11 protein-coding genes are annotated in these 14,477 nt (G+C 66.7%); 10 read left to right on the top strand and 1 reads right to left on the bottom strand.

The window, feature by feature from the left end; translation table 11 throughout:
- Window positions 1-148 precede the first annotated feature (148 nt).
- The 6 genes from ACO48X_RS05400 (at window position 149) to ACO48X_RS05375 (ending at window position 4,956) form a co-directional block, all read left to right on the top strand.
- Window positions 149-1,582 carry a TadA family conjugal transfer-associated ATPase gene (locus ACO48X_RS05400; RefSeq protein WP_485001100.1) on the top strand — a complete coding sequence of 478 codons (1,434 nt, stop codon included), beginning with the start codon at window positions 149-151 and terminating at the stop codon, window positions 1,580-1,582.
- Window positions 1,579-2,139 carry a type II secretion system F family protein gene (locus ACO48X_RS05395; RefSeq protein ID WP_485001099.1) on the top strand — a complete coding sequence of 187 codons (561 nt, stop codon included), beginning with the start codon at window positions 1,579-1,581 and terminating at the stop codon, window positions 2,137-2,139. Before ACO48X_RS05400 ends, ACO48X_RS05395 begins: the two co-directional genes overlap by 4 nt.
- Before the next feature lie 2 nt (window positions 2,140-2,141).
- Window positions 2,142-2,687, top strand: a complete 546-nt coding sequence (locus ACO48X_RS05390; RefSeq protein ID WP_485001098.1) for a type II secretion system F family protein — start codon at window positions 2,142-2,144, stop codon at window positions 2,685-2,687.
- A gap of 873 nt (window positions 2,688-3,560) precedes the next feature.
- Window positions 3,561-3,755: a DUF4244 domain-containing protein gene (locus ACO48X_RS05385; protein ID WP_485001097.1), complete on the top strand. Its 195-nt coding sequence runs from the start codon at window positions 3,561-3,563 to the stop codon at window positions 3,753-3,755.
- 209 nt (window positions 3,756-3,964) lie between these two features.
- On the top strand, window positions 3,965-4,405 hold the full coding sequence (locus ACO48X_RS05380) for a TadE family type IV pilus minor pilin (RefSeq protein WP_485001096.1): 441 nt from the start codon (window positions 3,965-3,967) through the stop codon (window positions 4,403-4,405).
- Window positions 4,402-4,956, top strand: a complete 555-nt coding sequence (locus ACO48X_RS05375; RefSeq protein ID WP_485001095.1) for an Rv3654c family TadE-like protein — start codon at window positions 4,402-4,404, stop codon at window positions 4,954-4,956. The genes ACO48X_RS05380 and ACO48X_RS05375 overlap by 4 nt, the downstream gene beginning before the upstream one ends.
- 271 nt (window positions 4,957-5,227) lie before the next feature.
- On the opposite strand, the gene ACO48X_RS05370 is transcribed toward ACO48X_RS05375, so the two are convergent.
- A complete protein-coding gene (locus tag ACO48X_RS05370; RefSeq protein ID WP_485001094.1) occupies window positions 5,228-7,723 on the bottom strand; it encodes a DEAD/DEAH box helicase in 2,496 nt (831 codons plus the stop codon).
- Between the two features lie 533 nt (window positions 7,724-8,256).
- Between ACO48X_RS05370 and ACO48X_RS05365 the strand changes: the two genes are divergently transcribed.
- The 4 genes from ACO48X_RS05365 (at window position 8,257) to ACO48X_RS05350 (ending at window position 14,221) form a co-directional block, all read left to right on the top strand.
- Window positions 8,257-10,590 (top strand): ribonucleoside triphosphate reductase, encoded by a 2,334-nt coding sequence (locus ACO48X_RS05365; protein ID WP_485001093.1) that lies wholly within the window; start codon window positions 8,257-8,259, stop codon window positions 10,588-10,590.
- Complete coding sequence (locus ACO48X_RS05360) at window positions 10,587-11,591, top strand: anaerobic ribonucleoside-triphosphate reductase activating protein (protein WP_485001092.1); 1,005 nt, start codon at window positions 10,587-10,589, stop codon at window positions 11,589-11,591. Before ACO48X_RS05365 ends, ACO48X_RS05360 begins: the two co-directional genes overlap by 4 nt.
- A 355-nt stretch (window positions 11,592-11,946) precedes the next feature.
- Window positions 11,947-12,492, top strand: a complete 546-nt coding sequence (locus tag ACO48X_RS05355; RefSeq protein ID WP_485001091.1) for a hypothetical protein — start codon at window positions 11,947-11,949, stop codon at window positions 12,490-12,492.
- On the top strand, window positions 12,479-14,221 hold the full coding sequence (locus tag ACO48X_RS05350) for a hypothetical protein (protein ID WP_485001090.1): 1,743 nt from the start codon (window positions 12,479-12,481) through the stop codon (window positions 14,219-14,221). Before ACO48X_RS05355 ends, ACO48X_RS05350 begins: the two co-directional genes overlap by 14 nt.
- Window positions 14,222-14,477 lie beyond the last annotated feature (256 nt).

Raw genomic sequence — 14,477 nt, 5'->3', positions numbered from 1 at the left:
GAGACCTCGGAATCGATTCCGTGTACCCCGTCCGGCTCCTTTCCGGCCTGGCCGGCGACGTCGAACACGGCGTGGGCGTCGGCGAGCGAAAGAGGTCTGCGACTGCTCGCGATCTTGCAGTCCTCGCCCGGGCGTGCGGGGGCCTGCAATGACGTCGGCCTTCGAACGCGTCGGCCGAGGAAAGGCCGCCGATGGCGCCGGAACCGAGGCGGAGGCGATGCGGCGGGTGCGGGCCAGTCTGGCGAGGGGCGGCAGCGACGGCGGAGCGATCGCCATACTTGACCCCGTCGCCGTCTCCGCGCGCGACGTCGTGGGGGTCGGGCGGCGGCTTCGCCAGGCAATCGCCGGGGCGGGGCCACTGCTTGACCCGCTGCTGAACGATCGGTCGGTCACCGACGTCCTCGTCAACGGCGGACGCGGCGTGTGGGTCGATCGTGGAAACGGGATGGAGCGCGACGAGCGCGCCAGCCGCGGTCTGAGCGACGATTCCTCGGTGCGAGCGCTCGCGGTGCGGCTCGCGGCCGCGTGCGGCCAGAGGCTCGACGATTCGTCTCCGATCGTGGACGGAACGTTTCCCGACGGGTTGAGGCTTCACGCGGTGCTGCCGCCCCTCGCCGCCGAGGGGACCCTCATCTCCCTGCGGGCGCACAGACCCGTCTCCTTCACCTTGGCGGAGCTCGCGGAAGGCGGAATGTTCGACGGCTTCGCGCTTCGGCTGCTGCTGGCCCTCGTTGCGCATCGGGCGAACGTCATCGTCTCGGGCGCGACGGGGTCGGGGAAGACGACATTGCTCGCCGCGGTCCTGGGGGAGGTCCCGAGCGACGAGCGAATCCTCGTGATCGAAGAATCCGCGGAATTGCGGCCCTCGCATCCCCATGTCGTTCATCTGCAAGTGCGAAGGGCGAATGTGCAGGGGGCAGGCGAGGTGGCCTTGAGCGAACTGGTTCGGGCGGCCATGCGGATGCGGCCGGACAGGATCGTTCTCGGCGAGTGCCGAGGCGCAGAGGTGCGAGAGGTCCTGACGGCGCTCAACACCGGACACGAGGGCGGATGGGCGACGATTCACGCCAACTCTGCCGCAGACGTTCCCGCGCGGCTCACGGCGCTTGGCGCTCTGGCGGGAATGGGCGAAGACGTGGTCGCCGCCCAAGCCGCGAGCGCGCTCGACGCCGTCGTCCACATTGAGCGCCGCAACGGCGTTCGCGTTCTCGCGCAGGTCGCCGTTTTGGAAAGGCGCCGCAGCGAGCTGACCGCCTCCGTGGCGTTGGAATTCGAAGGAAAGGCGGTGGCGCGGGGCCCTGCCTGGCCGAGGCTGGCCGCGCGAGTGGGAATGGATGCACGCGCTGGAGCGGAGGCATGCGCCGGATCGGGCGCCCGCATTGGAGCGGAAGTCGACGTCGGGCTGAGCGCCGACGCAGGAGCGGACGCTGGAACTGGAACGGCCGCCTGTGCCGGGGCGGACGCCGCCGGGGAGACGGAGGACAAGCAGATGCGGACGGGCCTGCGAAGCGGCGTCCACTGGCGAAGCGGCGGACGAAACGACGTAGGCGCGCGAAAACGAGACGAAAGGAGTCCGCTGTGAAGAAACGGAAAGGGCGGCTGGGACACGTCGACGTCGGGATGCTCGTCGCGGAGACCGCAACCCGCATGAGGGCCGGAGCCTCCACCGAGAAAGCCTGGGGGCAGACGTGTGCCAGGGCCGGATTCGAAGACGGAGACGCGGTTGACGACGTCGGCGTGCCCGCGGCTTTGCGGCGGATGTGGGCCTCACGCGGGCGGAAGTCCGCCGACGACGTGCGGCTGGGCGTTCCCCCGGCGGTCGCCGTATGCAGGCTGACTCGGGCAACCGGCGCCCCCGCGGCCGACGTCCTGGACGCGTGCGCCGCAGGAATCACAGACGCTGCCGAATCGGCCGCAGCGCGCCGCGCCGCACTCGCCGGGCCCAAGGCGAGCGCTCGCATGTTGGCCTGGCTTCCCCTCCTCGCGCTGGTTCTGGGGTCGCTGATGGGAACGGACACGCTCGATTTTCTTTTGTCCTCCGGCCTGGGGCGGACACTGTCGGCCCTCGGGCTCGCCTTTGAGGCCTTGGGAATTTTCTGGGTGCGCCGCCTCGTTCGGCGTGCGGAAAGAGAGGGATAGCGATGTGGTTTTTCGGGCTCGCCGCGGTCCTTTTCGTCGTCGCGGCGGCGTGGTCGTCAGAGTTCTTCGCCTCCGGCGTTCGGCGCGGCGACGCGCAGGTTGCGCGGGCGTCTTTTCCGCCGGTCGACCAGGCCATGGTCGCGGACCTGGCGGTGGCGGCGATACGTGCCGGGTGCTCGGTGCCCGCGCTTCTTGTGGCCCTTGAATCGGCATTGGCCGAGGAAGAGGAACCGCCCGGCCTTGAGTGCGTGGCGAAGTCCTTGACGATGGGCGGGACGTGGGAGGAGGCGTGGCAGGACGCGCCGAGCCGTTTTGATCCATTGCGCAACGCGCTCGAGCCCTCGTGGGTTGACGGCGCGGCTGCGGTTCCGCTGCTGGAGAGAACGGCTGCGAGTCTGAGAGCCGGCCGCGTGCGGCGCGCGCGGGAATCCGCAGCGCGACTGGGCGCCAAGCTTGTTCTTCCGCTGGGTCTGTGCTTTCTCCCCGCTTTCATTCTGCTCGGCGTCGTTCCCATCGTCGTTTCGGCGGGCGTGGCGATCCTGAGGTGATCGTGCGGCGACGGGCTGAGTGCGGTCGGCGCGTCGTGTCTGCGCGGTCGTGCGGCGTCCGCGGGGTCGCGCGGCGTCTGCGGGGGCGTGCCTGGTCTTCCGTCTGTGGGACACGGCGGTGAAAAGTTCCTAGGAACGAGAGAAGGACTGCGGCGAGAGGCGCGTTGGTGCGAAAAGTCCCTTCTTTCGCCATAAGGACCATTTTAGAACTTGTGGTCCATACATGCGATTTTCATAATAGATTTTGTTTTGAGTGCACTTTATCAATTATGACTTTATAAGCATTTTTCTGATCATGTTATGTGTTTAATGTTGCCATGGTGTCTGTTTAAGATCGCCATTCTATGCATTTAGAAATTGGAGTAAGACTTCGAAGTCGGCCTTTGCTCCGTAAGCGCGTGGTCCAGATTTGCTTGTGCTGGCGCCGACGCCGGCTGACCTCGCTCACGGGAAGAAGCCGTTTGGGGTTCGGCTTCGGCCTCGGCCGTATCGGCCGACCACACAGGTTTATTGAGCAATGCCGAATGCATGGCGCGGCCTCTCGGCTGCGTCGGCCTACCTCGTTTGCGGGGTGGGAAGGCCGGAGCCTGCAGCGGTTGATTTGCGTGACGAATCGGTCCGTGTGAGGGGACTGCGCTCGTGCGTGAAGATTGTCTGATGAGTTTTTCGGGGAATCGGTCGCGGTCGCGTCAAACGGTTAATCGGTGGCATCGGGTAGCCAATCGGTCGCGTCAAGTAATCGCAGTCGGCCCACAGGGCGAAACGACGTCGCAGAGGCTCACAGCCTCGGGAATCCTTCGTCAATCGGGTGCCGTGTTTTGAAAGAGTCAGTCATCGGCGACGAAAGGCGTAGCCGATAGACAGGAGACGACAATGACAACGAGCAAAAGCTTCGTCGACATCGACAAGAGGTCAGGCGAGGCGGGAATGGCCACGGCCGAGTACGCGATAGGAACGGTGACCGCGACGGGCGTCGCAGGCGTTCTGTGGTGGCTTGTCAATCAGGACTGGTTCCGCAACGGGATGAAGGCCCTGCTGAGCAAGATCTTCTCCGTTCCGGGAATGTGATGTGACGATCGGGCGGAGCGCGCACTCTGCCCGATCACATCGCGGCGATCCCGGAATGCGGGCGGATGCAAATTGCCGTGAAACGCATGGTTCAAAATCCACGAGAAAGCCCAAAGCGGCGGGAAGGCCGATAAAGCGACGATTAGGCCGAAAAGCCGCGGAAAGGATGGAAATCTATGAAATGCTCAAAGACTGGAAAAAGACCTCGCGTGAATCGCCCCGACGGGCATTCGGAATCGGGGATGGTGACTGGGGAAGTCGCCATCGGCTCTCTCGTTCTGGCTCTCGTCACGGCCTTTGCCCTTGCGCTTGGGCATATCGCCGTCGCCTATCTCGAAGCCAATGACGCGGCGCGAATGGCGGCTCGCATGGCCGCGCTGGGAGAAGGGGACGGCGCGATCAAGGCCGCCGTCGAGCGTTCTTTTCCCGGTGCGTCGGTGAGCGTCGTCAGCGGCGCCGACACCGTCGAGGCCGTGGTGCACGCGCCGCGAAAGGGATTCAGCGGAAGGCTGGGCATCGACGTTCACGCGTCCGTCACGGCAGCGGTCGAGCCCGGGGTCGGCGGCGAGGCCGAGGCGGGACGCGACTCGGGAACGGGGAGCGACGCCAAAGCCGTCGGCCACGCCGGGACGGGAGGCGAAGCGCCGTGAACGCCTCGACAGATCCGCCCGGCGGCAGAAAGAAAGGACGGGAGATCGGGCGGGGGCGAGGCAGCGAGGGAAGGAGACGGCCCTCTCGGCGTCGGTGCTCGCGGCAGCCGGATCGGCGTTTCCGCCGACGACATCGCCGTCGGCGACTTGATCTGCTTCCAGACTTTCGCGGGCTGAACGAATCGCGTTGGGAGGCCGAGCGGGAGACTGAACGCGGCGCGGGCGCCGTTCTTACGGTCGGCTTCCTTTTCGTGATCTGCACTTTCACGGTTGTGCTGCTGATGGTCGCTTCGACGTGCGCGAGCATCGCCAAAGCCCAGAATGCCGCCGACATGGTGGCCTTGGCCTCCGCGCAGAGAAACGCCGCGGGGCTCGGCGGGTGCCCGTCGTCGGCATACGTCGAACGCACGTACGGCGCCTCGCTTGTGGCCTGCGACGTCGACGGCGCACTTGCGAAAGTGAAGGTGTCCAAGAATCTGACCTACATGGGGGTGACGTATGTGGCCGAGGCGTGGGCCGGGCCCGCTTACTCGGCCGGCGAAAAAGGGTGACGGCTGCCGAGGCGGACGGAGGCGTCAGGGCGGACTAAGACATCGGGGCAAACGAAGACGTCGGGGCGGCTGGGCTGTGGGTGGCAAGGCGCCGCGGCCGCCTCCGCAGCCAAGGGTTGAGAGAGGCAAGCCGATCAAAGCTCAGGGAAGCGCGCAGATTGGGGTCCTACATCAAACCCGGACAACACGTGACGTCTCCGGAGCTCAGGGAAGCGCGCGGATTGGGGGCACCGTAAAGCGCGCCGATTCGGGGCTTCGTGAAGCCCGCCGATCAGGCACGTGCGCGGCGCAACCCGTCGGCCACGACACGCAGGAGCTTTGTCGCTCCGCCCTTCGAAAGGGGCTCGTTGTTGTTGCCGCACTTCGGGGACTGAACGCAGCGGGGGCACCCTTCCGTGCACGGGCAGCTTTCCAAAGCGGCGAGTGTGGCCTCCATCCAGATTCGTCCGTGTTCGAAGCCGTGAAGGGAGCAGCCTGAACCGCCAGGGACGGCGTCGTGGACGATGACGGTCGCCGCTTGCGTGTCGGCGTGCCAAACGGTCGATAGGCCGCCCAGATCCCAGCGGTCGCAGGTCGCCAGCAAGGGGAGGATGCCGATCGAGGTGTGCTCTGCCGCGTGGAGAGCGCCTGGAAGGTCGGACGCCGACACGCCCGCTCGTTCCAGGGCTTTCGTGTCGAGGGTCCACCACGTTCCCGAGGTGCGCAGCTCTCGCACCGGCATGTCGAGCGGGACGCGCCCCAGATAGAGGCCGTCCTCGCTTCTTCGGACGTCGTAACCGGTCACCTGAGACGTCACGAGAACCTCTCCGCGGGCCCAGACCCCGAAATCCGCATGCGCAAGCTCTTCGACGTCCACGATGTGCACCGATGTCGATTGTGTCGCATAGGTTCGGATTTCTTCCTCGCGATGGCGATGGACGACGGCGGCGTCTTCGTCGAGGCTCTCGACCATGTAAGGCACGCCTTGGTGAAGATAGACCGCGCCGGGAAAGACGGTTGCGTCCGCACGAGCAGCATCCACTGTTCCGAGCAGGATGCCGGATTCGCCGTCGACGATGGACACCGTGCCGCCCTCGCCGCGGAGGCTGACCATGTCGTGGGCGTCTGCCCCCAGCGAAGCGTTCCAAAACCAGCCGTTTGGGCGCCGCCGCAGCAGGCCGTCGGACGCGAGGTCGTCGAAGAGGGCCGGGCTGTCAAGCCCGAAAACCTCGGCGTCGGCCTCTGTGAGGGGGAGTTCGGCCGCTGCGGCGCAGACGTGGGGGAGGAGGACGTGCGGATTGGCCGGGTCGAAGACGTTCGTCTCCGCCGGCGACTGTGTGAACGCCTCGGGATGCGAGAGGAGGTACTGGTCCAGCGGGTCGTCCCGCCCGATGAACACGGCGACGCCGGGTTTGCCCGCGCGGCCCGCTCGTCCGATCTGCTGGGCGAAAGAGGCGCGCGTGCCCGGCCACCCCGTGACGACCACGGCGTCCAGCCCCGAGACATCGATCCCGAGTTCGAGTGCGTTCGTCGTCGCCAGCGCTCGCAGTTCCCCCGATCTGAGAGAGTTTTCGAGGGCCCTTCTGTCTTCGGGGAGATAGCCGCCGCGGTATGCCGCGATCTCAGGGTCGAGGCCCGATGCGTTCGCCGCCGACCAGTCGCGGGCAATCTCCGCAACCCGCTCGGCTCCGGCCCGCGAGCGGACGAATGTGAGCGTTTGCGCGCCCGCCGCGGCAAGCACGCCCGTGAGTTCGCCCGCCTCGGTGTTCGCAGCGCGCCGCGGCCCGCCGGGGAAGTCGGTTCCGGCGTCGTGCCCGGTTTTGGGATCGCCCTCGGTTCCAGTGCGACTTCGGGGTTCGGCATGTCTCTCGGCCCCGGCGTCGCTCGGCGGCTCGAGGCCCGTGCCTTCTGCGCGCGGGACGCCTTTCCCTTTCGTGCGCTGCTCGCCTTCGACCTCGCGGCATCGCCACAGGACAAGGCGTTTCGGCCCGCGCGGCGACCCGTCGCGCTCGACGGCCTGGACCGGGCCGAAGGAATCCCCGAGGAAACGACGCGCGGTTTCGGCCGGATCTCCGCTGGTCGCCGAGAGGAAAGCCACGGCGGGGCAGGCCCCGTAGTGGGCTGCGAGGCGCAGGAGGCGGCGCACAGTCGCCGCCACGTTCGCGCCGAAAACGCCTCGGTAGGAATGGAATTCGTCCATCACCACCATCGCCAGGCCCCGCCACAGCCTGGCCCAGCGCTCATGGGAGGCGAGCATGGCGTGCTGGAGGAAATCCGGGTTCGAAAGGACGACGTCGGCGTATTCGCGGGCCCACCGCTTGACGGAGGCTTCGGCGTCGCCGTCGGCCGCCGCGACGCCGATCCGCGGATCGACCTCGCGCGCGAGTCGAGCCAAGCCGACCAATTGGTCTGCGGCCAGGGCCTTCGTCGGCGCGAGATAGAGAACGGACGGCCTGTAGCGGATGTTCGCGAGGCCGCTCCGGCCCCGCCCCCGCCGGCTCAGGAGGTCCAAGGCCGGAATCCAGGCGGCAAGCGACTTTCCCGAGCCGGTCCCGGTTGCGATGACCGTGTGCGCGCCGCCGTGCAGCAGCTCCGCCGCCTCCGCCTGATGCGACCACAGCTCGCGGATTCCGCGGTTTGCGAGGGCGTCCTTGACTTCGGGCGCCACCCATTCGGGCCACGGCGCCCCGGCGCTTGCGCGCGCCGGCATCTCGACGACGGCGGCGACTTGGCCCGGCGTCGCATGGGCGAGAACATGCGAAAGGAAATCAGGGACGCGATCCGACACCACTTAAGTGTGCATCATCGACTAGGTGAGCGTGCGTCATCGGTCGGACGCTTGTGCGCCGTCAACCAGGCGCATGTGCGCCGTCAGCTGGATAAACGTGCGCCGCGCGCCGTCAACCAGGCGCATGTGCGCCGAACCCTCGGGTTTACTATGGTCATGGCCGCTCCGCTTCTTCGCCGCAGTGTTCGTTGCGTCTTCGGCGTGGCTCGCAGCATCCTCGCCGCTCCGCTTCTTCGCTGCCGGTCGCAGCGCCCTTTCCGGTCGGCAGATTTCGCCGCCTTGAGGACGCGCCGCGACGCGTCGTTTCTCGCCTTCGTTCCTTGCCGGCGCCCAATTTTGCCTCGGCGCCCCGTTTCCCGCCGCCGTTTCAAGGGCGGCCCCCGCAGACCCCTCACTTGAAAGAATCAATATATTGTGTGCTAGCGGCGTGTCACCCACTAGATGTAGTATTTGAGGTAGTAGCGTCGATTCCGCTTCCCGAAGGCCGGGCGCGTCGGCCGCTTCGGGGAACTCCCACGACCCAGGAGAGGAACATGGCAATCACCGAGAACCAAGCGACCGCAGAGAACCCAATGACGTCGGCGACAAAGCGCCCCAAGCGCCTCGATCGGCAGCCCCAAGCGGCGGTCCAGCCGAGCGAGGTTCGGACCCGGCCGGGCGAGGCGGCGACGTCGGCGAACGTCGGCGCAACCTCGCATCGCCCGAATGACCCGCAAGCCCCGAATGGCCCGCAGCGATCGGACTGGCGGCAGTCGTCTGCGCAGGCGCCGGCTCCGCACGCATCCGCCAAGTCTCCGGCCTCCCAGCGCGACGGTTCTCGCTCGGCGTCGGGCCTCCCCGTAATCGATGCAGTCTCCACTGTGGACGAGTACCTCGAGCGTTCGGACTGGAGGGTCAACGCCAACGCGAATCAGGGGTACTCGCTGGGCGGCCTCATCCTCAACGCAGCGGGGAAGACCATTGCGAACTATTGGCTGGCCACCGTCTACAGCGAGGAGGAGGCCCTCGCCCACCGCGAAGGCGACTACCACATCCACGACCTCGACATGCTGGCCGGCTACTGCGCGGGGTGGTCGCTGCGCCGTCTGCTCGAAGAGGGATTCAACGGGATTCCCGGTGCGATTTCCTCGGGCCCGCCAAAGCACCTTTCCGCGGCGTGCGGGCAGGTCGTCAACTTCCTGGGGACGCTGCAGAACGAATGGGCCGGCGCCCAGGCGTTCTCCTCCTTCGACACCTACATGGCGCCCTTCGTACGGCTCGACGCTATGACCTATGGTCAAGTTAAACAGTGCATCCAGGAGCTCATCTTCAACCTCAACGTCCCCTCGCGCTGGGGGAGCCAGTGCCCGTTCACCAACCTCACGTTCGACTGGACGTGCCCGGCCGACATCGCCGAGGACCACCCCTACGTCGGCGAGGAGGTCTGCGACTTCACATACGGCGAGCTGCAGGCCGAGATGGACATGATCAACCGCGCCTACATCGAGGTGATGACCGAGGGCGACGCAGACGGCCGGGTCTTCACCTTCCCGATCCCGACGTACAACATGACAAAGGACTTCGACTGGGATTCGCCGAACGCCCAGCTGATGTTCGAGATGACGGCCAAATACGGCCTGCCCTATTTCCAGAACTTCATCAATTCGGAGCTGGACCCGGGCATGATCCGTTCGATGTGCTGCCGCCTCCAGCTGGATTTGCGCGAGCTGCTCGCCCGCGGCAACGGCCTCTTCGGCTCGGCCGAGCTGACCGGCTCGATCGGCGTCGTCACGATCAATCTGGCGAGGCTCGGGTACGTGTACGCGGGCGACGAAGAAGGGCTTTTCGCGCGCCTGGACCACCTGGCGGACCTCGCGTCCTCGACGCTCGAAAAGAAGCGGGCGAAGGTCCAAGAGCTCATGGACGCCGGCCTGTACCCCTACAGCCTGCGCTACTTGGGGCACCTGAACAACCACTTCTCGACGATCGGCGTCAACGGGATGAACGAGATGATCCGCAACTTCACGGACGACCGCTGCGACATCGCCGACGAGTGGGGCCACGCCTTCGCCCTGCGCGTGCTCGAACGCGTCCGCGACCGCCTCGTCTCCTACCAGGAGGCGACGGGGAATCTGTACAACCTCGAGGCCACTCCGGCAGAGGGCACCACGTACCGCTTCGCGAAGGAAGACCGCAAGCGCTTCCCCGGCATCCTCCAGGCAGGGACGGACGCCCAGCCGTACTACACGAATTCCTCGCAGCTGCCCGTCGCCTACACGGAAGACGCCTTCGAGGCACTCGAGATGCAGGCCGATCTTCAATCGATGTACACGGGAGGGACGGTCCTGCACCTGTACATGAACGAGCGGATGAGCTCCGGCCAGGCGTGCAAGGAGCTCGTGCGCCGGGCGCTGACGAACTTCCACCTTCCGTACATCACGATCACCCCCACATTCTCGATTTGCCCGGTCCACGGCTACCTCGCCGGCGAGCACAAGATTTGCGAACGCTGCGCCGCCGAAAACCCCGACGCCGAGCCGCAGGAATGCGAGGTGTGGACGCGCGTCATGGGCTACTTCCGCCCGGTGGCCTCCTTCAACATCGGAAAGAAAGGCGAGTACAACGAGCGCACGCCTTTCACCGAGAAGGCCTCGCGGCTGCCCAAGATCAGCGCTGACGTGCGCGGAAAGGTCGACGCCGAAGGCCTGATCGGCGCGGCGGTCCCGACGGTTGGCGCCGGAGCCTCGACCGACGGTGCCGCGGCCGATGCGGCGCGCGTTGGCGTCGCTGTGGGCGCGGGGGCTTCGATCGACGCCGGCGGACCGGCGAATGCCGCTGCGGCAGACGAAGCGAGCGCGCCCGGAGGAGCCGGGGCGCCGCAGCCGTGACTGTGGCAGAGAAGCCGGTTGCGGGGGCGTCGGCGGGAGGCGTCACGCCCCCCGCCGACGCCCTGAAGCCCAAACTCCCTAAAAGCGCTCGGAGGCCCGAAGCGCCCTCCGCCGCGTCGAAAACTGAGCCCTCCGCCGATTCTCTGGCGATCGCCGGGCTGGTTCCCCTCTCCACGGTGGACTGGCCCGGCAAGCTCGCCGCCGCGGTCTTCCTCCAGGGCTGCCCGCTGGCCTGCCCGTACTGCCAGAACGAGGCGATCCTCGACCCGAAAGTCCCCGGGGCCGTGCCGTGGTCCCAGGTGGAGGCGCTTCTGGCCCGACGGGCGGGGCTGCTCGACGGCGTCGTCCTGACGGGCGGCGAGGCGCTGCGCCAAGCGGGGGTCGTCGACGCGGCGAGGCGGGTGCGCGAGATGGGCTTCGGCGTCGGCCTGCACACGGCCGGGGCTTACCCGCGTGCGCTCGCGAAGACGCTGCCGTACACCGACTGGGTGGGCATCGACGTCAAGGCGATGCCGGATGACTACGCCGCGGCGACCGGCTTCGGGGCGGGGGCAAAGGCCTGGCAGTCGCTGGACGCCGTGCTCGAGGCGTCGGCCGAGCGCGCGTGCCCGGCTCTCGCCGCTGAGGCTGCCGACGCCGATGGCATGGTTGAGCGTGCCGATCGCATGTTTGAGCCCGCTGGTGTCGATTGCCTGGCTCAGCGCGCTGGCGCTGATCGCACGGTTGAGCGCGCCGACGTCGGCCCTCTCGACTATGAGGTCCGCACGACCGTCTACCCCGGTGCGCCCGCCACGGAGCGTTTCGGGGAGCTGCTCGGAGAACTGCGCGCTCGCGGGGTGCGGAACTTCGCGCTGCAGGAAGCTCGAACCGACGGCACGCCCGTGGATTTCCGCGCTCAGGCGCTCGCTTGGGACCGGCGGGCCTGGGCGAAGCGCCTCGCCGAAATGGTCGATGCGGCAAGTCGGGCAGGCTTCGAAAGTTTCGAGGCGCGTTTGGCCTGATTGGCCGGGGAATACCCGGCGATGCTGACTGTATCTCGCCGGTTGCGGTCGGCGGGTGCATTTGGCTTTGGTTGGCCGCAATTCCTTGTCTTTGCGATGACGCTTAGGTGCCGTCCTTGCGTGCGAAGCACAGGCTAGAACTCATGTCGTCGCCGCTTTCCACGGCATGTAATGCGTGTGGTTACCGTCACATTACATAGTGTCGGAAAAAGGTTGTGCGCCCGCCCGTCCGGGAGTACTCTACTATTACGCAACCGATTCGGACGGAGGCGAAAGCCGGACGCCGGGGTGCAGTGACAACCGCATAACAATCACGATATTTCTCTACGTAAGACACCCTCAGGAGGTTCAGCCGGTGACCGTTTTTCATCTTAACACGGACAAATTCGGTGCGCAGCTCGGGACGCTGCGTCAAGCGGGGGCGCATTTCCAAGAAGCCAAGGCCACGTTTTACTCCCATGTGAAGGCTTCTATGGACGCCTGGTCCGACGTCGCCGAGCTCGGCCAATACGGACGGCTGTTGACTGGCACTCTGGCCGTGATCAGCGACGAGTTGGGCAATACCTCGGCGCGCTACACGCGCACAATCATCAACCTCCAACACGCTGTCGCTTCCTTCCAGTCCGTCAGCGAGGCCGACCGCAAACGATACTTGGACGCTTTGGCGGATCTGACCGACAGGTTTTCCTACACCCCGCCGGCCGAGCTCGCCCAAGCCGCGTCCGCCCTTCACTCCTTCGTCGACCCGGCGGGCAAGGATCCGTATGGGGGCTTGTCCGCCGGGGACGGGATCAGCGACGTCGACAATTGCAACGGCGCCGCCACGGACGGGGACGCCCGCGCCGACGCCGACCGGGCCCGTGCCCATGCGAATGCCGGGAGGAATCATGGCCACCCCTAATGTCGACCACCTGTTCGGCATCGAGCCGTGGGACCCGCGTGCCAACGACGCCACCACCGATGCGGTGAAAACCATCGGGGACAAACTCCACCTGGTGGCCGACCTGACCGGGCGGGTCGCCGCTGACCTCGGCATGAACGGGGCCACTGCGGAGGCCGCCGCCGGCGAGCTCGATTCCCTGACCACCCGCGTGCGCCGCTCAGCCGAAGGGATGCACTCCATCGCCCAAAGCCGCACCACCGTCACAACCGCTGGACGCCACGCCCAAGACACCAGCAAACAACTCCAAAAACAACTCAAACTTGTAGACACCGCTTACCAACGAGGAGCGTCCGTAGCTCAAGGTACTCCGATGGGTGGCGTAGTTCTTGCACAAGCTCAGGCGGAGCGTGATGCGAAGCATGCGGAGCTGGATGCGCATGCTTCGCAAGAGCTGGCAAGTCTGGACCATGTCGCGGCCACCGAGGGCAAGGGCCTGCCCTTCCAACCCGAAGAGCAATCCTCCGCCGGTGGGCACGGTCAAGCCTCCGAGGGTACCTCCGGCACAGGAGGAGGGGGCCGAGACCCCCGTTCTCCTCAAGGTTCTGCTTCTGGCGGAGCTGAGGGGCACGTGTCTTCAGGGCCGGGCCAGAATGTGGGCCTGCCGCGCTCGGCCACCGAGTGGAGGGCCACCGGCCTTGGCGAGGCGGTCGGCTCGTCCGGACATGCCAACGAAACTTTCATCCCGCAACGCTCGCCGAGTACGGATCCAAGCATCGGTTTGCAGGGCTCGCATTACGCGCCGCAGCATGTCGACGACCAGGGCGGAGCCCTGCGCAGCGGGCCGGTGCGTCCGTCGGGCCTGGACTCGCCTGCTGTTCATAATCCTCTTGCTGTGGCGGCGACGATGACCGGCGGGGCCGTCGGCTACAAGGTCTTCCAAGCCATCCGCGCCGCAAAGGCGGCCCTTGCCGCTCCGGTTTCGCCGAGAACGGCCGTTCAGTCGGGTGCCGCCACCCGCGCTGCACCCAGCCCCCGCGGAAGCGGGATTCTCCGCGGGGCGACCACCGCCGCCCGCAACCCCGTTTCGGGGACAAGCCCGTCCTCGTCTCGGGGCGGGGCCTCAGGCATCGCCCGCCCGACCGCAGCCTCGGCCTCGGGTCGTTCATCGGGCATCCTGCGCGGGGCGACCACAGCTCCCAGAGCAACTGCCGCCTCGACAGGATCGTCTGCTTCACGCAGCGGGATTGTGCGTGGGGCGACCACCGCCTCCAGAGCCCGGACGAACGATCCCGCCGTCTCAAAAACCAACGGGACAGGCTCCTACAACCGGACAGGCTCAACTGTCTCGGCCTCCAGGAACACCGCCGGAAGTCAGACAGCGAGCCGGACCACAAGCCAAACCTCAGAAAGAACTGCGAGCAGTTCCGGATCCGGGACCCGCACCGCAGGCGGAGCCTCAGCCGCCCGAGTGGGACAGAGCCGAGGCGCGCGGAGCACGTCCGCTGGGCGCTCTCTCGACGCTCGGGCAGCCAGCCCGTCTCGAGGAGCGGACTCGTCGAACGGGCGTGCGGCTTCCCGTCAAGCCCTTTCCGGCCTGACAGGCAGACACTCCCGCAGGCCGGACAAAAAGAAGGCTTCTTCTGGCTCCGACCTCCGCGAGGATAAGAACATCTCGGCCTACGAACCCGATAGGCGCATCACCTTCCTGCCGGCAGGCCCCCACCCAACCGACAACAGCAGCTGGTAAACTCGAAAGCCGGGCGGGGACACGACTTACGTGTCCCCGCCCGGCTTTTCGTTACCCGCTGTTTCGGATGTACTTAACGGCGCCCGTGTCCCGGGTGGAAACCACCTTGGTGGTTTCCACCCATCGGCGTCCGCTCCGACGGAAGATTCCGATACAGGTTGCTTTGATCCTGCGCAGTGTGCTGTTTCTTTTTGCGTGCGTTTCGGAAGGTTGTGAGTCCTCCGAGGGTCAGTGCGGCCAGCGTTGTGCAGCCGAC

Source organism: Peptidiphaga sp., from assembly GCF_057238965.1.
The sequence above is the reverse complement of the archived record's forward strand: the minus strand, read 5'-3'. Positions and strand labels throughout refer to the sequence as shown.